This is a genomic window from Halobaculum sp. EA56, assembly GCF_051195075.1.
Lineage (GTDB): Archaea > Halobacteriota > Halobacteria > Halobacteriales > Haloferacaceae > Halobaculum.
The window spans coordinates 119,927-137,408 of record NZ_JBNTJX010000005.1 but is presented as its reverse complement, the minus strand read 5'-3'; the positions used below and the strand labels follow the sequence as shown (position 1 = coordinate 137,408).

The window sequence follows — 17,482 nt, the reverse complement described above, 5'->3', positions numbered from 1 at the left end:
CGGCGGGGGCGAACCGCCGGACGGTGACGATGTGTGTGAGCCGAATCCCGCCGGTCGCGGCCGGGCCGTCCGGCCGTGCCCGCCGGGCGTCGAGAGGGGTACCCGGACGGCCCGACCGCCGCGGCGTCCGGGGGGTGACGGATGAGTGAGGCGGACCGCTCGCTCGCGGGGCTGTTCGCCCCCGGGCGCGTCGCCGTCGTCGGCGCGACCGACCGGGAGGGGTCGGTCGGCCGGGCGGTGACGGAGAACCTCCTGTCCGGCTTCGAGGGGACCGTCGTCCCGGTGAACCCCAACCGAGAGTCCGTGCTCGGGGAGCCGTGCGTCGCGTCCGTCTCGGAGGCGGACGCCGACATGGCCGTCGTCGCCGTGCCGCCGGACTACGTCGTCGACGTGGTCCGCGAGTGCGGCGAGTCGGGCGTCCGGAACGTCGTCGTCCTCACGGCGGGCTTCGGCGAGACGGGCGCCGAGGGCGCCGACCGGGAGCGGGAGCTGACAGAGGTGGCCGCCGAGTACGACCTGAACCTCGTCGGCCCGAACAGCCTCGGCGTCATGTCGAGCCCGCTCGGCCTGAACGCCACGTTCGGCCCCGACGCGCCGCCCGCGGGCGGCGTCTCGTTCATGAGCCAGTCGGGGGCGTTCGTCACGGCCGTCGTCGACTGGGCCGCCGAGGCGGGCCTCGGCTTCAAGGACGTCGTCTCGCTGGGCAACAAGGCCGTCCTCGACGAGACGGACTTCGTCCGCGCGTGGGGCGACGACCCCGACACGGACGTGGTCGTCGGCTACCTGGAGAGCGTCGTCGACGGCCGCGCGTTCGTCGACGCCGCCCGCGAGGCGACAGACGACACGCCGGTCGCGGTCGTCAAGTCAGGCCGGACCGACGCCGGCGCGCAGGCCGCCTCCAGCCACACCGGCGCCATCGCGGGGTCCGACAGGGCCTACGAGGCCGGCCTCGACGCCGCCGGCGTCCTGCGCGCCGAGTCGGTCCAGGAACTGTTCGACGCGGCGCGCGCGCTCTCGGGCGGGACGGTCCCAGAGTCCGACGGCGTCGCCGTCGTGACGAACGCCGGCGGCCCGGGCGTGATGGCGACCGACGCCGTCGGCGACGCCGAGCGACTGCGGCTCGCGAGCTTCGCCGACGGGACGGTCGACCGGCTGGGCGAGACGATGCCCGAGGAGGCGAACGTGTACAACCCGGTCGACGTGATCGGCGACGCGGGCGTCGAGCGGTACGAGGCGGCGCTCGACGCCGCGCTGGCGGACCCGGACGTGGGCTCGGTCGTCGTGATCACCGCCCCGACCGCGACGCTCGACTTCGGCGAACTGGGCGAGGCGATCGCCGACGCCGCCGACGAACACGGCGTCCCGATGGCGGCGTGCCTGATGGGCGGCGGCCGCCTCGCGGAGGCGCGCGAGGTCCTCCGGGAGCGCGGGGTGCCCTCGTATTTCGACCCCGCGCGGGCGGTCGCAGGCCTGGAGTCGCTCGCCGAGTACCGCGAGGTCCGCGAGCGCTCGTACCCCGAGCCCGAGCCCGTGGACGCCGACCGCGAGCGCGTCCGCGAGATCCTCTCGTCGGTCGAGGACCGCCCGGACAACCGCCTCGGCGTCGAGGCGATGGAGATCTTCGACGCCTACGGGATCCCGACGCCCGAGGGCGCCGTCGTCGACGACCCCGCGGAGGCCGAGGCCGTCGCCGAGGACATCGGCGAGGAGGTGGTGATGAAGATCGTGTCCCCGGACATCCTCCACAAGTCCGACATCGGCGGCGTGAAGGTGGGGGTCCCGGTCGCGGAGGTCGCCGACGCCTACGAGGACCTGGTGGCCCGCGCCCGCAACTACCAGCCCGACGCGACGATCCTCGGCGTGCAGGTGCAGGAGATGATCGACCTCGACGCCGGCGTCGAGACCATCGTCGGGAGCCACCGCGACCCGCAGTTCGGCCCGCTCGTCATGTTCGGGCTGGGCGGCGTGTTCGTGGAGGTCATGGAGGACACCACCTTCCGGCTGGCGCCGGTCGGCCGCGAGGAGGCCGAGGGGATGACCGCCGACATCGACGCGGCGCCGCTGCTTCGGGGGGCCCGCGGTCGCGACCCGGTCGACCTCGACGCCGTCGTCGACGCGGTGGTCCGCGTCTCCCAGTTGGTGGCGGACTTCCCGAGCATCGTGGAGCTGGACGTGAACCCGCTGGTCGCGACGCCCGACGGGGTCCGGGCCGTCGACCTCCGACTCACCGTCGACCCCGAGGAGCTGGACTCGAACTCATGAACCCGTTACTCGTCACATCGACCGCCGAGAGCACCGGCAAGACGGCCGTCACGCTCGCGCTCGCGCGCATCGCCGCCGACCGCGGGCGCGAGGTCGGCTACATGAAACCGAAGGGCACGCGCCTCCGGAGCGTCGTCGGCAAGACGCTCGACGAGGACCCCATGCTCGCGCGCGAACTCCTCGGCGTCGACGCCGAGATGCACGAGCTGGAGCCGGTCGTCTACTCGCCGACGTTCGTCGAGGGGGCGATCCGCGGCCGGGAGGACCCCGCGGAGCTGCGCGAGCGCGTCGCGGACGCCTACGACGGCCTCGCCGCCGGGACGGACGCCATGTTCGTCGAGGGCGGCGGCGACGTGCGCACCGGCGGCGTCGTCGACCTCACGGACCCGGACGTCGCGGCCCTGCTCGACGCCGACGTGCTCCTCGTGGCGGAGTACGAGGACCCCGGCGACGTGGACGAGGTGCTGGCGGCCGTCGAGGACGTCGGCGACCGCCTGGCGGGCGTCCTGTTCAACCGCGTCGGCGACGCGGTGTACGACGACGTGGAGAAGGACGTGGCGCCGTTCCTCGACACCCGGGGGGTGGACACGGTCGGGGCGGTCCCCCGCGACCCGGACCTCGCGGGCGTGACCGTCGCCGCCCTCGCGGACGAACTCGGCGCGGAGGTGCTCGTCGAGGGCGACGACGACGCGCTCGTCCAACGGTTCATGGTCGGCGCGATGGGCGGCGAGGAGGCGCTGCGCCACTTCCGCCGGGCCCGCGACGTCGCGGTGATAACCGGCGGGGACCGATCGGACATCGCCACCACCGCGATAGAGGCCGCCAGCGTCCGCTGTCTCGTCCTGACGGGCGGGCACCGACCGTCCGGCTCCGTCCTGGGCAAGGCGAAGGACGCCGGCCTCCCCGTGCTGTCGGTGCCCGGCGACACGCTCACCACCGTCGAGCGCGCCGAGGACGTCGTCAGCAGCGGCCGGACCCGCGACGCGCGGACCATCGAGACGATGCGCGACCTGCTGGAGACGCACGCCGACGTGGACGCGCTGATCGGTCCGGCGGACGGGTAGCCGTCCCGGGCGCCCCGCCGTCTCTCGCTCCGTCCTCCCGTCGTCGACGGACCCCTCCCCCCGACCGCCCCCTCCCGCTCGGAAAGTTTTACAACCCCACTTGTGTTTGTGCAAATCGAATTGCCAATGACGGCGACCGACACCGTTCACGGCCGATGGGAGCACGCGCGGACGACTGTCACCCCGGCGCGGGCGCTGGCGACGGCGCTCGCGGTCGCGGCGCTCGGGTTCACCCTGCTGGCGTTGCAGGAGCCGACCGCCCACGAGGCGATGCACAACTTCCGCCACGCCGCCGGCATCGTCTGCCACTGAGATGCTCGCCGACTACCTGGTCCGGGGGGTGAAGGCGGGGCTCGTCGCGGGCGTCGTGTTCGGGCTGTTCGTGGCGCTCGTGGCGAACCCGCTTGTGGCGTTCGCGGACGAACGCGCACACGCGGGTCACGCGGACGGCACGGCCCACGAAGGCGAGCACGCCGTGGAGCCGGCCGGGCACGCGGACGAGGGGGCGCTCTCGGCGGCCGTGACGGACGCCGTCAGCGTCGTCTCGGGCGTCCTCTGGGGCGTGTTCCTCGGTGCGGCCGGGTTCGGGGTGGCGTTCTACTTCCTCGAACCGGTCGTGCCCGGGAGCGGCGCCGCCCGGAGCTACGTGTTCGGCGCGGCGGGGTTCCTCACCGTCTCGGTCGCGCCGTGGCTCGTGTTGCCGCCGGCGGTACCCGGCGTCGAGCGGGCGCTCGATCCGAACGCCGCGACGGCCGTGTACCTCGCGGCGACGCTCGCCGGCGGGGTCGCCTCCGTGCTCGGGATGTACGCGTACGCCCGGGTCCGACCCTCGCGCGGCCGCCTCGTGGCGACCGTCGCGGGCGCCGCGCCGTGGACGGCGTTCGTCGTCGTGACGGTCGGCGTCGCCGGCGTGCCCGCGGTCCCGACGCCGGACAGCCTGCCGGCGGACCTCGCGGCCGGGCTGGCCGGTGTAGTCGTCTTCGGCCAGGCGCTGCTGTGGCTGATCACGGCGGGCGCCCACGCCCGGTTCCGGGAGCGGTCGGGGCGGTCCGGTCAAGCCGCCGGTCCCGACGGGACGGGCCTCGCCGAGGCCGCCCCCGCGGGGAGCCGATGAGGGAGCGCAGCGTCGAGGTCGCCGAAGGCGGCTTCACCGACCACGTCCTCGTCTGCACGAACGCCCGCGACTCGGAGTACGCGGCCTGCGCGGAGGCCCACGGCGACGAGGTGCTCGACGCCGTCCGATCGTGGCTGAAGGACCGCGGGGTGTTCTGGTCGCGGGTCCACGTCGCCGAGACGGGCTGTCTCGGGCTGTGTAGCGCCGACGGGACAGCCGTCGCGGTCCACCCCCGCGGGCGGTGGTTCTCCGACGTGACGCCGGCGGACGTGCCCGACCTCCTCGCGGGCGTCTTCGGCCCCGACGCCTCGAACCTCGGCGTGCCGGCCGACGCGGCCGACCCGCCGCCGGAGTAAGCGGCCCCGCCGGACCGGCGCGCGCCGTCCCGGCCGTTCGCTCCGCCGTCCCCGACCCGCCGCGGGTCGTCGCGGACGGGTAGCCGGCGGTCCGCCCGCCCTAACACAAACTAACTTTCCTTAGAACAAACCAAATTGTTATTACTCGGGCCGCCTCCCGTGGAACCGATGCCTCGGATACCGTCGATACGCCTCCCGCACGACGCGAAGGCCGGGCCCACGAAGCCCGAAGTCCGGGCCGTGACGCTCTCGAAACTGGGGCTCACGCCCGCGGACCACTTCGTCGAGGTGGGCTCGTGCACCGGCGCGGTGACCGTCGAGGCCGCGCGGCGTGCGGGGCGCGTGACCGCGCTCGAACGCGAGCCCGAGCGCCTGGAGACGACGCGGAAGAACCTCGCGGCGAACGACACGGGCGACGCGGACGTGGAACTGGTCGCGGCCGAGGCGCCCGAGGGGCTGCCCGACGACGCGGACGCGCTGTTCCTCGGCGGCTCGCGAAACTTCGAGGCGGTCCTCGACCACGCCGTCGAGACGGGAGTCGACCGCGTCGTCATGAACGTCTCGCGGCTGGAGGTCGCCGGGCGCGCGGTCGAGGCGTTCCGCGACCGGGGCATCCTCGACGAGGTGGCCCAGTTCCAGGCGAGCCACGGGTACGAGCTGGCCGGCGCGACGAGCTTCGACTCGGACAACCCGGTGTACCTCGTCGCCGGCGGGGTCGCGGACGGCGGGGCGGCGGACGACGGAGACTCCGGGGAAGCAGGGGTGAGCGACGCGTGACGCTGTACGGCGTCGGGCTCGGCCCGGGCGCGTCGGACCTGATCACGCTCCGTGGGCGGCGCGTGCTGGAGTCGGCCGACACGGTCTACACCCCCGGGCGGCTCTCGCGCTCGGTCGCCGTCGAGCACGTCCCCGAGTCGCGGCTGGGGGACCTCGACTTCCCGATGACGCGCGACCCCGAGGAGCTCCGCCGGGCGTGGCGCGAGGCCGCCGACGCGGTCGCGCCCGTCGCCCGCGACGGAGACGCTGCGTTCGTCACCCTCGGCGACCCGAACGTCTACTCGACGTTCGGGCACCTCCGGCGGACGCTCGACGCCTTCCACCCCGACGTGGCGGTGGAGACGGTGCCGGGCGTCTCGGCGACGACGGCGTTCACGACCGCCCTCGGCGTCGAGGTGGAGGCCGGCGCGGGGCTGGCGCTCCGGGAGGCCGACGCCGGGCGGTCGCCGACGGGCCCGGACCGGATGGTCCTGTTCAAGGTGACCGACGCGCCGGCGACCCACGAGGGGCTCGTCGAGGCCGGCTACGAGGTGACGTACGGCCGCCGGCTGTTCATGGAGCAGGGCGACAGCGTCGTCACCGACGACCCCGAGGAGGTCGCCGACCGCGACTACTACACGCTGGCGTACGCCCGACGCCCGGACGCCGGCGAGGAGCCCGCCACCGCGGCGTTCGCGGAGGCGGACGGCGCGTCTGCGGGGGAGGCCGGCGGCGAGGCGGCCGACGGCTCGGGGGTGACGGGCCGGTGACCGACCCCTCCGACCTCCCGGACCCGGCGACCGAGGTGCTGGAGGACCGCGAGGGCATCCCGTTCGCCGGCGCCGGCCCCGGCGACCCCGGCCTGCTGACGGTGCGCGGGCGGGCGCTCCTCGCGGACGCCGACCTCGTCGTGCACGCGGGGTCGCTGGTGAACAGCGAGCTGCTCGACGCCTTCTGCGACCACGCCGAGCGGGTGAACTCCGTCGGGAAGGACCTCGAGGAGCTGGTCCCGCTGATGCGGGACGCCTACGAGGACGGCCGGACGGTCGTCCGCCTGCACTCGGGCGACCCCTCGGTGTACGGCGCGGCGCTGGAGCAGATGGACGCGCTGGAGGCCGAGGGCGTCCCGACGTACTTCGTCCCGGGCGTCACCTCCGCGTTCGCCGCGAGCGCGACGCTCGGCACCCAGCTGACGCTCAACGAGGTGGCGAACCACGTCGCGTTCACCCGGCCGCAGGGCAAGACCCTGAGCCCCGAGGAGGACCACATCTCGGAGTTCGTTCGCATGGGCGACGTGACCACCTGCATCTACCTCGGCACGCACGCGGTCCGCGAGACGATGGAGCGCCTGCTGGACGACGGCGTCGACCCCGACACGCCCGTCGCGGTGGTGTACCACGCCTCCTGGCCGGACGAGGACGTGATCCGCGGGACGGTCGCCGACGTCGCCGACGCGGTCGAGGAGGCGGGGTACCGCGCCTCAGCGCTCGTGGTCATCGGCGAGGCCGTCACCGGCGGCGGCTACGAGCGCTCGTACCTCTACGGCGAGTGGGCGAGCGGGGGGAGCGACGACGCGGAGGGGGCGGAGACGGACGCGGAGGCGGCCGACCCGGACGCCGAAGCGGCCGAGAGCGACGACTGACACCGACACCGACAGCGAGGACCACGACATGAGCACGGACGACGACACGACGGACGCATCGACCGGCGACACCGCGGAGTCGGACGCTGGCTCCGACTCCGACTCGGGCGGCGGGCACTGCTCGACGCCCGACTCCGACGGCGAGGTCGCCGAGACGCTCGGCATCGTCACCTTCGAGCGCAAGCGCGACACCGCCGAGGAGATAAGACGGGGGCTCGCGGACCGCTACGAGCGGATCGACCTCCTGGAGTACCACGGCGACGTGTTCGCCGAGCACTGGGGCGAGTACGACGTGTTCTGCGGGCTCATGGCCAGCGGCATCGCCATGCGCAAGACCGCGCCCCTGCTGGACGACAAGTGGGACGACCCCGCGGTGGTCGTCGTCGACGAGGAGCTGACGTGGGCCATCCCGCTCACGGGCGGCCACCACGGCGCCAACCAGGTCGCCGACGACCTCGCCTCGCTGGGCGCGGTACCCGCGATGACGACCGCCAGCGAGGCGGCGGGCAAGCAGGGCGTCGAGGAGCGCGCGAAGGCGCTGGACGCCCACGTCGTCAACGGCGACTCGACGGTCGCGACGAACCTCGCCGTCCTCGACGACGACCTCGGCCCGGTCGCGCGCCTGGACGGCCCGCGGGCGGTCCTCGTCGGCGACGACGTGACCGTCCTCAAGCGCAACAGCGACCCCGAGGACGGCGTCGTCCTCGGGACGGGCAGCGTCTCGGGCGCGACCGCCGAGCAGTTCGACGCCGCCTGGGAGCGTGCGCTGGCGGAGGCCGACGCCGACTGGGACGACGTGGAGTTCGTCGCCACCGGTACCCGCAAGGAGGACGAACCCGGGCTGCTGGAGGCCGCGGAGGCGCGCGACCTGGGCGTGGTGAGCTTCGAGAAGGAGACGCTGGAGCAGTTCGAGGGGCCAACGCCGTCGCGCTCGAAGGAGCTGATCGGCTGGCCGGGCGTCTCGGAGGCGTCGGCGATCGCCGGCGGGCGCGACCACGAACTCGTCGTCGAGAAGATCGGCTACGAGGACAGCGTGACCGTGGCGGTGGGGCGATGAGCGGCGGTTTACCCCCGGGAACGCTGCCCGAGTCGCGCGCGGCCGCCGGCGGCGACCCCGACGGCGCGGCGCCCGACGAGTACGGCACGCTGTACGTCGTCGGTATCGGCCCGGGGCTCCCGGGCGAGATGACCGACCGTGCCCGGCGTGTCATCGAGCAGGCCGACTGCGTGATCGCCTCGAACCTCTACCAGGCGTTCCTCCGCGACGACGGCACCCTGCCGCCGGAGGAGGAGCAGGCGGACAGCGACCAGGAGCTGGTCCGCTCGTCGATGGGCAAGCAGGTCGAGCTGGCCCGCGAGGCGTTCGAGCGCGTCCGCGACGGCCAGGACGTGGCACACGTCTCCGGGGGCGACCCGAACGTGTACGGCAAGTCGGACCTGCTGTTCACGATGGCCGAGGCCGAGGAGGCGACCGACGTGCCCATCGAGATCGTCCCCGGCGTCACCGCGGGGCTGAGCCTCGCGGCGACGCTCGGCGCGCCGCTGTCGAACGACTTCTGCACCGTCTCGCTGTCGGACAAGTGGCGCGGCTGGGAGGAGATCGAGGAGAAGCTCCACGCCGCCGCGGTCGCCGACTTCGTGATCGTCCTCTACAACTGCTGGCGCGACTACGAGCGCGCGATCGAGGCGATCCGCGAGGCCCGCCACGACGACGTGCCCGTCGCCATCGTCAACGACGCCGGCCGGGGGGACGCCGGCCGCAACGTCGACGGCGAGACGTACACGATCACGACGCTCGGCGAGGCGACCGACCACGACGGGGAGGTCGGCGGGATGGGCACCTCCATCCTCGTCGGCACCCACGAGACCGAGGTCTGGCGAAACGACTACCGCGACTACCTCGTCACCCCGCGCGGCGGGCGTGACGTGGAGGACTTCTGAACACACACCACACACCGATGAGCGACGCATGCGGCGGAACGACGGACGAGGCGGACAGCGCGGACGAACACGACGCCGACGCGGGTACCGGGACGACCACCTGCGGCGCGACGACCGACGGGGGGACGGCCGCCGAGGCGGCCGAGACCGACGCGGGCTCCACGGGCTCGTCCGCGTGCGGCGCCTCCTCGTCGGGGGCCTCCGACAGCGACTCCACGAGCGCCTGCGGCGGCGGCGCCTCCAGCGACACGGAGGAGAAGGTGGAGGCGACCGTCGACGACTTCGACGCCGACCCGGGACGGCTGGTCGCGGTCGGGCTCGGCCCCGGTCACGCCGAGGGCATGACCGCGCGGGCGAAGTCCTCGCTGGCCGACGCCGAGCACATCGTCGGCTACACCACCTACATCGACCTCATTCCCGACGAGATCACCGAGCAGGCCGACGAGCTGTACGACACGCCGATGTGCGGGGAGGTCTCGCGCACCGAGGAGGCGATCGACCGGGCGCTCGCCGGCCACGACGTGGCGATCGTCGGCTCCGGCGACCCGAACGTGTACGCGCTCGCGGGGCTGGCGCTGGAGATCCTGGAGTCGAAGGGGGCGACCGCCTCGATGGTCGACTTCGAGGTCGTCCCCGGCGTCCCCGCGGCGCAGTCCTGTGGCGCCCGCCTCGGCGCGCCGCTGGTGAACGACTCCGTGTCCGTGTCGCTGTCGGACCACCTCACCCCGATGGAGGAGATCGAGTCGCGCCTGCACGCCGTCGCGGGCGAGGGGTTCACGATCACGATCTACAACCCCTGGAGCCGCAAGCGCCGCGAGAACTGGGAGACTGCCTGCGAGATCCTCCGGGAGCACCGCCCGGACGACACGCCGGTGGGCATCGTCCACGGCGCCGGCCGCGACGACGAGGCCGTCGAGATCACCACCCTCGGCGAGCTGGAGTCGTACGGCGAGACCGACCTCGTGGACATGACGACGACGGTCGTCGTCGGCAACGAGGACACGTACGTGTGGGACGGCCGGATGGTCACCCCGCGCGGCTACGAGACCAAGTACGACTACTGAGATGAGCGAGCCAGCCAGCTACACCGTGACGGTCGACCGCGACGCCTGCGACGGCGTGTTCGCGTGTCTCGTCCGCGACCCGCGGTTCGTCGAGGACGACGACGGCCTCGCCGCCGTCGACGCCGCCGACGCGGAGTCGGTCGAGCGGACCGACGCGAGCGTGACCGCCACCTTCGCGGACGACCGCGTCGACGACGCGCGACAGGCGGCCGCGGCGTGCCCGCTCGACGCCATCGCGGTCGCCGTCGAGACCGGGGCCGCGGAGGCGGGGGAGGTGCCCGACCGATGAGCGGGACCGCCGAGGCGGACGACACGGACAGCGCCGTCGGCGACGCGCCGCTCCCCGACGCGCCGGACGACCTGCTCGCGGCGACGCCCGAGGCCGCGTACCTGTGGGGACGCGTCGCCGCCGACGGCGCGGTCGCCGACCGGGAGGTGACGGTGCACGTCGGCGACGCGGCGGCGGCCGAGCGGGTCGCCGCCCTGTTCGGCGAGCGCGACGTGGACCGCGCTCGCGAGGTGACCGAACGCGAGTACGCCCACAACACCGACGTGACCCGCACGAGCGACGAGTACGTCGTTCGGGCGGAGACGCCCGCGGCCCGCCGGGCGGCGGCCGCGTTCGGCCTCCCGACCGACGGCGACGTGTCCGGCGGCTACCGCTTCTCGGCGCTCGCCGACCACCGCCGCCAGCTCCTCCGCGGGCTCGTCGAGGGCTGCGGGACGGTGTGTTACAAGTCGGACGCGAACGCCGTCGGCATCTCGGTCGTCCACGACGACGAGGCGCTGCTCGCGACCGTTCGCGATCACCTGGACGCCGCGCCCGTCGACGCCCCGTACGGCGACCTGAACGATTCTTCCTCGGGGGGCTACTGGTTCGGCGTCGCCGACGACGCCGGCCCCACCCTCGGCGAGTGGCTGTACGAGGGGAGCGCGGAGTCGGGCCTGTTCGCCCCACAGCGGCGACGCAAGACGCGAAAGAGCGTCGAGCGCGTCCGCGATGGGAGCGTCGGGGGCGACGAGGGCGACGCCGACGGGGGCCGGCCGTGAGCAGCGAGACCGCCCCCACCCCCTCGTCGCTCTCCGACGAGGCGGTACTGCTCGTGGGACACGGCTCCCGGCGCGAGAAGTCGAACGAGCAGGTGCGCACGCTCGCGGCCGACCTCGAATCCAGGCTCGGCATCCCGGTCGACGCGGCGTTCCTCGAACTCGCGTCGCCGGCAATCGACGAGGCCGTCGCCGGCCTCGCCGGCGCCGTCTCGCGGGTTTCGGTGGTCCACCTGTCGCTGTTCGCGGCCAGCCACGTCAAGAACGACGTGCCGCTGGCGGTGAAGCGGGCGCGCGCCGAGCACCCCGACCTGGAGATCCGGAACGGCTCGCACCTGGGGGTCCATCCCGCCCTGCTCGACCTGCTCGACGACCGCGCGGCGGCCGTCGAGCGCGAGTTGGGCGTCGACCGCGCGGACGACGAGGTGTCGGTCGTGCTGTGCGCCCGCGGCTCCTCGGACCCCGACGCGAACGCGGACGTCCACAAACTGGCCCGCCTGCTGTACGAGGGGCGGGCCTTCGACGACGTGCGCGCCACCTTCATCGGCGTGACCGAGCCGACGCTGGACGAGACGCTCCACGCCGTCGCGCGCGAGCGCCCCGACGCGGTACTCGTGCTGCCGTACATGCTCGGCGACGGCGTCCTCACCGGCCGGATCAAGGAGGGCGCCGAGGAGTTCGACGGGGAGTACCCCTACGTCGACGCGTCGTACGGCGAGCCCCTCGGCACTGACCCGCGGCTGCTCGACGTGCTCTCGGACCGCTGGCAGGAGGCCCGCACCGGCAGCGTGGAGATGTCCTGTGACACCTGCAAGTACAAGGTCGAACTCGACGGCTACGAGGAGGACGAGGGCGGCGCCCGTGCGATGCTGCGCGCCCTGAACCACAGCGCGGCCCACGCGGACCGCGAGGACGTGGACGACGACCCCCACGCCCACGACGCCCCCGCGAACCACGTCGCGGTCTGCACGAACCAGACGTGCGCGGCCGCGGGGTCGCCGGCCGTGCTGGAGCGGCTCCGGCAGGCCGTCCGCGACTCCGACGCCTGCGACGCGCGCGTCACCCGCACCTCCTGTCTCGACCAGTGCGGCGACGGCCCGATGGTGGCCGTCTACCCCGACGGCGTCTGGTACGGCGGCGTCGGGGAGGAGGACGCCGAGCGCATCGTCTCCTCGCACCTCGACCGCGAGCGCATCGTCTCCGACCTCGTCCACGACACGTTACAATGAGCTGTCTCGAACTCGAAGCCCTGCGACTCGGCCTGATGACCGTCCTCGGCACCGACGACCGCGCCGCCCGCGAGCACGCCGAGAAGGAACTGGAGGGGGAGCTGGAGGGGCCCATCGAGGGGCTCGCGACCGCAGAGTCCCTCGACGAACTCCGTCGCCACCTCGACGCCGCGCTCGTGGACCTGGAGGAGGAGGTGGCGACGCTCGACCCCGACGACCCCGAGGCGGACTACGTCCGGGGCCGGCTGGTCGCCGTCCGCGACGCCGAGCGGAGCCTCGCGCGCCTGGCGACCCACGGCGAGGGCCTGCTCGACGGCCTCGGCGAGACCCACCACGACCTGCACGATGCCTTCCCCGTCGAGGAGTGAGGCGGCGGGCGCGGGGAGCCCCCGGGCCGACGCGCACGCGGCCCGGTCGCTCGGCGCGGTCGACCCGGGCGGCTCGCGCCAGCGGGGGCGCCGCTCGGCCGTCGCGCTGACGGCCGACCTGGTCGTCGTCGGGACCGCCGCCGGCGACCTCCGGGCGTTCGAGCGCGCGGGAGGGACCGCCGGCGACGGTACCGGAGCCGACTCCCTCGGCCCGGAGCGCTGGCGCCTGGCGGGCGACGAGCCGGTCGTCGCGCTCGCGCCGTTCGCCGGCGGCGCGCTCGCGGGCACCCGCGGCGAGCGCGGGGTGATCCGCCTCGTCGCCGCCGACGGCACGGAGCGGTGGCGACTGGAGGCCGCGGACGACGTGGGACCGCCCGCGAAGGAGACGCGCTTCTGGTACCCGTTCGTCGCCGCGATGGAGACCCACGGCGACCGGGCGTACGTGGCCGCGCGGCGGTACGAGCGGCGGTCGACGGACGGGGACGCCGACGGGGGGAGCGACCGACGCTTCGAGAGCGTCGTGTACGCGCTCGACCCGGACGGGACCGTCGCGTGGCGATACGCGGCCCGCGCCTCGCCCGTCGCGATCGCGGCCGACGGCGACCGGGTCGCGGTCGCGTACAACCGCTGTCCGGAGCCCGACGCCCACGACGACGGGCTGGTCGTGCTCGACCCCGATTCGGGCGACGTTCGGCTCCGGTGGGACCCCCGGCGCGCGCCGGACGCCGGCGGCGACGCGGACGCGAGCAGGCCCGTCGGCGACGTGGCGCTCACGCCCGACGGCCACGCGGTCGCGAGCCACGCCGACTACCGCGGCTACCTCCTCGACCGCGACGGGGCGGTCCACGCGTCCGTCGACCTCGGAACGCCCGTCGAGCGACGGACGGGCGAGGGAGCCGAGGCGGACGAGGGGAACGCGGCCGGGACCGACGCCGAGGGCGGCACGACCCCCGACGCGACGGAGCGGGTGTACGCCTACCCGAACCATGTCCACGCCGGCGCGGGGGGCGTCGCGTTCGTCGTCGGCAACACCTTCCCGGAGGAGGGCCGCGAGACGGCCGCGCGCCACCCGGCCGAGCACACGGCGGTCGGCGTTGACCGTTCGGGCGAGGAGCGCTGGCGCGCGGACGCGGGCGGCTTCGCACACCACGTCGCGGGCACGGCCGACGCGCTCGCGGTGCCCGCGGCCCAGCACTTCCGCGACCGCGATCCGTCGGTCCACGGGGTGCGCGTGTTCGACCTCCGGACCGGCGAGGCGACGGTGCTCGGTACCGAGGGCGTCGCGACCGCGGTCGCGCTCGACGCCGACGCCGTCGCCGCCGTCGAGGAACCCGTCGCCTACCACGACGACGACGCGGGCGAGCGCGGCGGGTGCCGCCTCCACCGCTGGCCGCGCTAGCCGAACCGGTCCGGTCCGGTCCCGTCAGCGATACCGTCCGGGCGCCGACGGTGGCGCGCGCGATCCGGGGGCCGGTGACGCCACGGACCCGAAGAAACAGCTATTCTCCGTGGGAGAGTATGGTGATCGGTGACGCTTGTCACCGTGAGCTACATGAACGACCTACCTGATGCGGTCGCGGTGGTGACGGGAGCGGGATCGGGGATCGGCCGGGCGACGGCGCTGCGGTTTGCCGAGCACGGCGCGCGCGTCGCCGTCGCGGACGTCGACGAGGCGGGCGCCGCCGAGACGGTCGAGCGGGTCCGCGACGCAGGGGGGGAGGCGGTCGCCTTCGCGGTCGACGTCAGCGACGAGGAGAGCGTCGCGGCCCTGGTCGAGGCGGTGACCGAGGAGTTCGGCGGGATCGACGTCGCCCACAACAACGCCGGTATCGAGGGCGAGGGCGGCCCGATCACCGAGCAGTCGATCGAGAACTGGGACCGGGTGATCGACGTGAACCTCCGGGGCGTCTTCCTCGCGATGAAACACGAGGTACCGGCGATGCGCGACCGCGGCGGCGGCGCGATCGTCAACACCGCGTCAGTCGCGGGGCTCGTGGGTGCCGCCGGACTGACGCCCTACTACGCCTCGAAGCACGGGGTGGTCGGACTGACGCGCTCCGTCGCCGTCGAGACCGCCGAGGACGACATCCGCGTGAACGCGGTCTGCCCCGGGGTCATCGACACGCCGATGGTGGAGCGGTTCACGGGCGGCGACGCGGCCGCCGTCGAGGAGACCGTCTCGCCCCAGGCGATGAAGCGCATGGGAACGCCCGAGGAGGTCGCCGACGCGGTCGTGTGGCTCTGCTCGGACGAGGCCTCCTTCGTGACCGGGACCGCGCTTCCGGTCGACGGGGGGTACACGGCGCAGTGACCGGACCAGCCGGGCCCGGACGCGGGTGAGAACGACCCCTGTCGGGCGTCCGTCCGCGCTACTCGGCGTCGGATCCGGGACCGCGGATCCCCGCGACACGGTGTCCGGTGGTCCCGCCGAGTTCGCGGTCGACCCGTCCGGCCGACAGCGCCGAGAGGGGCACCCGCTCGCCCCCGGTCGACTCGACGAGCGTCGGGACGGCCCCCTCGCGGTCGCCGGCGTCGACCACGAGCGTCCGGTCGGCGACCTCGCGGAGGCGCCCGCCGGCCTCGCGGACGGCCGCGGTGGGCCGCTCGACGCCGTTGGCGCCGCCGTCGGTGACGACGACCGCCAACGACACGTCCGCGTCGGCGCGCGCGAGCGTGTCCGCGGCGGCGTCCACTCCCGCCGCCAGCGGGGTCCGGTCGCCCGTCGGGAGGTCCTTCAGGTGCCGTGCCGCCCGGCCGACGTCGTCGGTCGGCGGGAGCAACACGGCGGCGTCGTCGCCGGCGAACGCCACCAGCGAGACGGCGTCGCGGTGCTCGTAGGAGTCGCGCAGCAGGTCGACGGCGGCGCCCTTCGCCGCCCGCATCGGCCCGCGCATCGAGGCGGAGGCGTCGACGGCGAAACACACCAGCGCCTCCGCGTCGCCGGCGCGGACCGACCGACGCAGGTCGCGCTCCTCGACCGCGCGGCCGCCGCGCTTGGCCGCCGCGCGGACCGAGGCCCCGGCGTCGACGGGGTCGTCGGCGGTCGCGCGCTCGGTCCGGACGCGCGGGCCGGTCCCGCGCGTCGAGGGGGCGGCGCTCCCTCGACCGGCGCCGTCGCCCGCGGCCGCGCGGTCGGCGTCGGGCGCCTCGACGTCCGGGGCGACGGCGTCGCCGACGCCGGCGCGCTCGGAGCCGGGGACAAGCGGCGTCGCCCCGTCGGGGTCCTCGTCGGTCGCGTCGTCGGGGTCGGGATCCCCGCTCCCCTCCCCGGAGTCGCCGGCCCCGTCGTCCTCCGGTCCCCCGGGGGACGGGTCGTCGGTGCCGTCGTACCCGGCGTCAGTCGTTCCGGCCGAGGTCGGTTCGGGGGCGTCGCCACGGTCCCCGCCGTCTCCGGCCTCGGGGCGGTCCCCCCCGGCGTCGCCGTCGTTGTCACCGGTTCCGGCGTCGCGGTCGGGGGACCAGTCCCCGCCGTCTGCTCGATCGCCCTCGGCGTCCCTCGCGGTCTCGTCCACGTCGCCTTCCCCCGCCTCGTCGCCGTCGCGGTCGCTGTCCCCGTCGGCGTCCGTGCTCTCGCGGTCCGACTCCGTCCGGTCGTCGGACTCGTCGCCGTCCTCGCCGAGGTGGTCGTCGATCAGGTTCTCCGGGTCGGCGGCCTCCTCGAAGGGGTCGGTGCGGAGGCGGTGCGGGAGCGCCCACGAGGCGGCCTCGCGCACGTCGCCCTCGATCACCCGGGACCGTCCGTCGAGCGCGGCGAGGGTCCGGGCGCACCGCGCGGCCGCGATGTCGGCGCGGTGGCCGTCGACGCCGGCGTCCCGGCACAGGTCCACCAGATCGCGGACGAACGAGTCCGGGAGCGTCACCTCGGGGAGGCGCTCGCGGGCGTCGGCGACCGTCGCTGCCGGGTCCGGGAACTCGGGGTCCCGGTCGGGACCGTCGCCGTCGGCGTCGCGGCCGAGCGCGCGGTCGACCACCGCGACGCGGTCGGCGGTGTCCCGGAGGCCGGTCACGTCGACCGTGAGGTCGAAGCGGTCTCGTAGTTGCGGGCGGAGGTCGCCCTCCTCGGGGTTCATCGTCCCGATCAGGGTGAACTCAGCGGGGTGTGTCCGGGAAACGCCGTCGCGCTCGACCCTGTTCACCCCGGCCGCGGCCGCGTCGAGCACCACGTCGACGAGGTGGTCGTCGAGGAGGTTCACCTCGTCCACGTAGAGCACCCCCCGGTTCGCCCGCGCGAGCAGGCCCGGTTCGAACGTCGCCTCGCCGTCGAGCGCGCCCGCGACCGACAGCGACCCGACCACGGCCTCCCGCGTCGCCCCGAGCGGGAGCGTGACGAACGGCGCGGGCCGCGTCTCCACGGGGGGGTTCGCCCGGCGGCGACAGTCCGGGCACTGCCGGTCCCCGTCGCCGGGCGGACAGCCGAACGGGCAGTCCGCGACGACGCGCCGCTCGGGGAGGTAGCCCGCGAGCGCGCGCGCGAGCGTGGACTTCCCGGTCCCCTTCTCGCCGCGGACCAGCACCCCGGAGAGGTCGTCGTCCGTCCCGACCGCCAGCAGCGCCCGCTTCAGCTCCCCCTGGCCCACCACGTCCCCGAAGCCGGCGTCGGGCGTCGGTGGGTTTTTGTCCCCGCCTTCATCAATCACAG

18 protein-coding genes are annotated in these 17,482 nt (G+C 74.6%); 17 read left to right on the top strand and 1 reads right to left on the bottom strand.

What is annotated here, in order from left to right; genetic code table 11:
- The first annotated feature begins 141 nt into the window (after positions 1 to 141).
- The 17 genes from ACQUQ1_RS10495 to ACQUQ1_RS10415 all read left to right on the top strand — a co-directional run bounded on the left by ACQUQ1_RS10495 (position 142) and on the right by ACQUQ1_RS10415 (position 15,154).
- Positions 142 to 2,262: an acetate--CoA ligase family protein gene (locus ACQUQ1_RS10495; protein WP_435064244.1), complete on the top strand. Its 2,121-nt coding sequence runs from the start codon at positions 142 to 144 to the stop codon at positions 2,260 to 2,262.
- The gene (locus ACQUQ1_RS10490) at positions 2,259 to 3,326 is read left to right on the top strand and encodes a phosphotransacetylase family protein (RefSeq protein ID WP_435064243.1); all 1,068 of its coding nucleotides are present in this window, start codon (positions 2,259 to 2,261) and stop codon (positions 3,324 to 3,326) included. The genes ACQUQ1_RS10495 and ACQUQ1_RS10490 overlap by 4 nt, the downstream gene beginning before the upstream one ends.
- Positions 3,327 to 3,452: 126 nt before the next feature.
- Complete coding sequence (locus ACQUQ1_RS10485) at positions 3,453 to 3,638, top strand: CbtB domain-containing protein (RefSeq protein WP_435064242.1); 186 nt, start codon at positions 3,453 to 3,455, stop codon at positions 3,636 to 3,638.
- Between the two features lies 1 nt (position 3,639).
- On the top strand, positions 3,640 to 4,440 hold the full coding sequence (locus ACQUQ1_RS10480) for a CbtA family protein (RefSeq protein ID WP_435064241.1): 801 nt from the start codon (positions 3,640 to 3,642) through the stop codon (positions 4,438 to 4,440).
- Positions 4,437 to 4,796, top strand: coding sequence for a (2Fe-2S) ferredoxin domain-containing protein (locus ACQUQ1_RS10475; protein ID WP_435064240.1), 360 nt, complete (start codon positions 4,437 to 4,439; stop codon positions 4,794 to 4,796). Before ACQUQ1_RS10480 ends, ACQUQ1_RS10475 begins: the two co-directional genes overlap by 4 nt.
- 168 nt (positions 4,797 to 4,964) lie before the next feature.
- The gene (cbiT, locus tag ACQUQ1_RS10470) at positions 4,965 to 5,573 is read left to right on the top strand and encodes a precorrin-6Y C5,15-methyltransferase (decarboxylating) subunit CbiT (RefSeq protein WP_435064239.1); all 609 of its coding nucleotides are present in this window, start codon (positions 4,965 to 4,967) and stop codon (positions 5,571 to 5,573) included.
- Positions 5,570 to 6,322, top strand: coding sequence for a cobalt-factor II C(20)-methyltransferase (locus ACQUQ1_RS10465; RefSeq protein WP_435064238.1), 753 nt, complete (start codon positions 5,570 to 5,572; stop codon positions 6,320 to 6,322). Before cbiT ends, ACQUQ1_RS10465 begins: the two co-directional genes overlap by 4 nt.
- Complete coding sequence (locus tag ACQUQ1_RS10460) at positions 6,319 to 7,194, top strand: cobalt-precorrin-4/precorrin-4 C(11)-methyltransferase (protein WP_435064237.1); 876 nt, start codon at positions 6,319 to 6,321, stop codon at positions 7,192 to 7,194. Before ACQUQ1_RS10465 ends, ACQUQ1_RS10460 begins: the two co-directional genes overlap by 4 nt.
- A 28-nt stretch (positions 7,195 to 7,222) precedes the next feature.
- Entirely contained in the window at positions 7,223 to 8,251 is a 1,029-nt protein-coding gene (gene cbiG, locus ACQUQ1_RS10455; RefSeq protein ID WP_435064236.1) for a cobalt-precorrin 5A hydrolase, read from the top strand.
- Positions 8,248 to 9,135, top strand: coding sequence for a precorrin-3B C(17)-methyltransferase (locus tag ACQUQ1_RS10450; RefSeq protein ID WP_435064235.1), 888 nt, complete (start codon positions 8,248 to 8,250; stop codon positions 9,133 to 9,135). The genes cbiG and ACQUQ1_RS10450 overlap by 4 nt, the downstream gene beginning before the upstream one ends.
- Before the next feature lie 17 nt (positions 9,136 to 9,152).
- Positions 9,153 to 10,199 (top strand): precorrin-3B C(17)-methyltransferase, encoded by a 1,047-nt coding sequence (cobJ, locus tag ACQUQ1_RS10445; protein WP_435064234.1) that lies wholly within the window; start codon positions 9,153 to 9,155, stop codon positions 10,197 to 10,199.
- 1 nt (position 10,200) lies between these two features.
- Complete coding sequence (locus ACQUQ1_RS10440) at positions 10,201 to 10,488, top strand: ferredoxin (RefSeq protein WP_435064233.1); 288 nt, start codon at positions 10,201 to 10,203, stop codon at positions 10,486 to 10,488.
- Entirely contained in the window at positions 10,485 to 11,249 is a 765-nt protein-coding gene (locus ACQUQ1_RS10435) for a cobalamin biosynthesis protein (protein WP_435064232.1), read from the top strand. The genes ACQUQ1_RS10440 and ACQUQ1_RS10435 overlap by 4 nt, the downstream gene beginning before the upstream one ends.
- A complete protein-coding gene (locus ACQUQ1_RS10430) occupies positions 11,246 to 12,475 on the top strand; it encodes a CbiX/SirB N-terminal domain-containing protein (RefSeq protein WP_435064231.1) in 1,230 nt (409 codons plus the stop codon). The genes ACQUQ1_RS10435 and ACQUQ1_RS10430 overlap by 4 nt, the downstream gene beginning before the upstream one ends.
- Positions 12,472 to 12,843, top strand: coding sequence for a DUF3209 family protein (locus tag ACQUQ1_RS10425; RefSeq protein WP_435064230.1), 372 nt, complete (start codon positions 12,472 to 12,474; stop codon positions 12,841 to 12,843). Before ACQUQ1_RS10430 ends, ACQUQ1_RS10425 begins: the two co-directional genes overlap by 4 nt.
- Entirely contained in the window at positions 12,821 to 14,242 is a 1,422-nt protein-coding gene (locus ACQUQ1_RS10420) for a PQQ-binding-like beta-propeller repeat protein (RefSeq protein WP_435064229.1), read from the top strand. Before ACQUQ1_RS10425 ends, ACQUQ1_RS10420 begins: the two co-directional genes overlap by 23 nt.
- 153 nt (positions 14,243 to 14,395) lie before the next feature.
- Entirely contained in the window at positions 14,396 to 15,154 is a 759-nt protein-coding gene (locus tag ACQUQ1_RS10415) for an SDR family NAD(P)-dependent oxidoreductase (RefSeq protein ID WP_435064463.1), read from the top strand.
- 58 nt (positions 15,155 to 15,212) lie between these two features.
- Here ACQUQ1_RS10415 and ACQUQ1_RS10410 read toward each other — a convergent pair whose 3' ends face one another.
- Positions 15,213 to 17,480, bottom strand: a complete 2,268-nt coding sequence (locus tag ACQUQ1_RS10410; RefSeq protein WP_435064228.1) for a VWA domain-containing protein — start codon at positions 17,478 to 17,480, stop codon at positions 15,213 to 15,215.
- Between the last annotated feature and the right edge of the window lie 2 nt (positions 17,481 to 17,482).

What these genes read in the sequence shown, in the direction of transcription:
- ACQUQ1_RS10495 (WP_435064244.1), top strand. Translation starts at nt 142, where the DNA reads ATGAGTGAGGCGGACCGCTCGCTCGCGGGGCTGTTCGCCCCCGGGCGC.
- ACQUQ1_RS10490 (WP_435064243.1), top strand. Translation starts at nt 2,259, where the DNA reads ATGAACCCGTTACTCGTCACATCGACCGCCGAGAGCACCGGCAAGACG.
- ACQUQ1_RS10485 (WP_435064242.1), top strand. Translation starts at nt 3,453, where the DNA reads ATGACGGCGACCGACACCGTTCACGGCCGATGGGAGCACGCGCGGACG.
- ACQUQ1_RS10480 (WP_435064241.1), top strand. Translation starts at nt 3,640, where the DNA reads ATGCTCGCCGACTACCTGGTCCGGGGGGTGAAGGCGGGGCTCGTCGCG.
- ACQUQ1_RS10475 (WP_435064240.1), top strand. Translation starts at nt 4,437, where the DNA reads ATGAGGGAGCGCAGCGTCGAGGTCGCCGAAGGCGGCTTCACCGACCAC.
- cbiT (WP_435064239.1), top strand. Translation starts at nt 4,965, where the DNA reads ATGCCTCGGATACCGTCGATACGCCTCCCGCACGACGCGAAGGCCGGG.
- cbiG (WP_435064236.1), top strand. Translation starts at nt 7,223, where the DNA reads ATGAGCACGGACGACGACACGACGGACGCATCGACCGGCGACACCGCG.
- ACQUQ1_RS10450 (WP_435064235.1), top strand. Translation starts at nt 8,248, where the DNA reads ATGAGCGGCGGTTTACCCCCGGGAACGCTGCCCGAGTCGCGCGCGGCC.
- cobJ (WP_435064234.1), top strand. Translation starts at nt 9,153, where the DNA reads ATGAGCGACGCATGCGGCGGAACGACGGACGAGGCGGACAGCGCGGAC.
- ACQUQ1_RS10440 (WP_435064233.1), top strand. Translation starts at nt 10,201, where the DNA reads ATGAGCGAGCCAGCCAGCTACACCGTGACGGTCGACCGCGACGCCTGC.
- ACQUQ1_RS10435 (WP_435064232.1), top strand. Translation starts at nt 10,485, where the DNA reads ATGAGCGGGACCGCCGAGGCGGACGACACGGACAGCGCCGTCGGCGAC.
- ACQUQ1_RS10425 (WP_435064230.1), top strand. Translation starts at nt 12,472, where the DNA reads ATGAGCTGTCTCGAACTCGAAGCCCTGCGACTCGGCCTGATGACCGTC.
- ACQUQ1_RS10420 (WP_435064229.1), top strand. Translation starts at nt 12,821, where the DNA reads ATGCCTTCCCCGTCGAGGAGTGAGGCGGCGGGCGCGGGGAGCCCCCGG.
- ACQUQ1_RS10415 (WP_435064463.1), top strand. Translation starts at nt 14,396, where the DNA reads ATGAACGACCTACCTGATGCGGTCGCGGTGGTGACGGGAGCGGGATCG.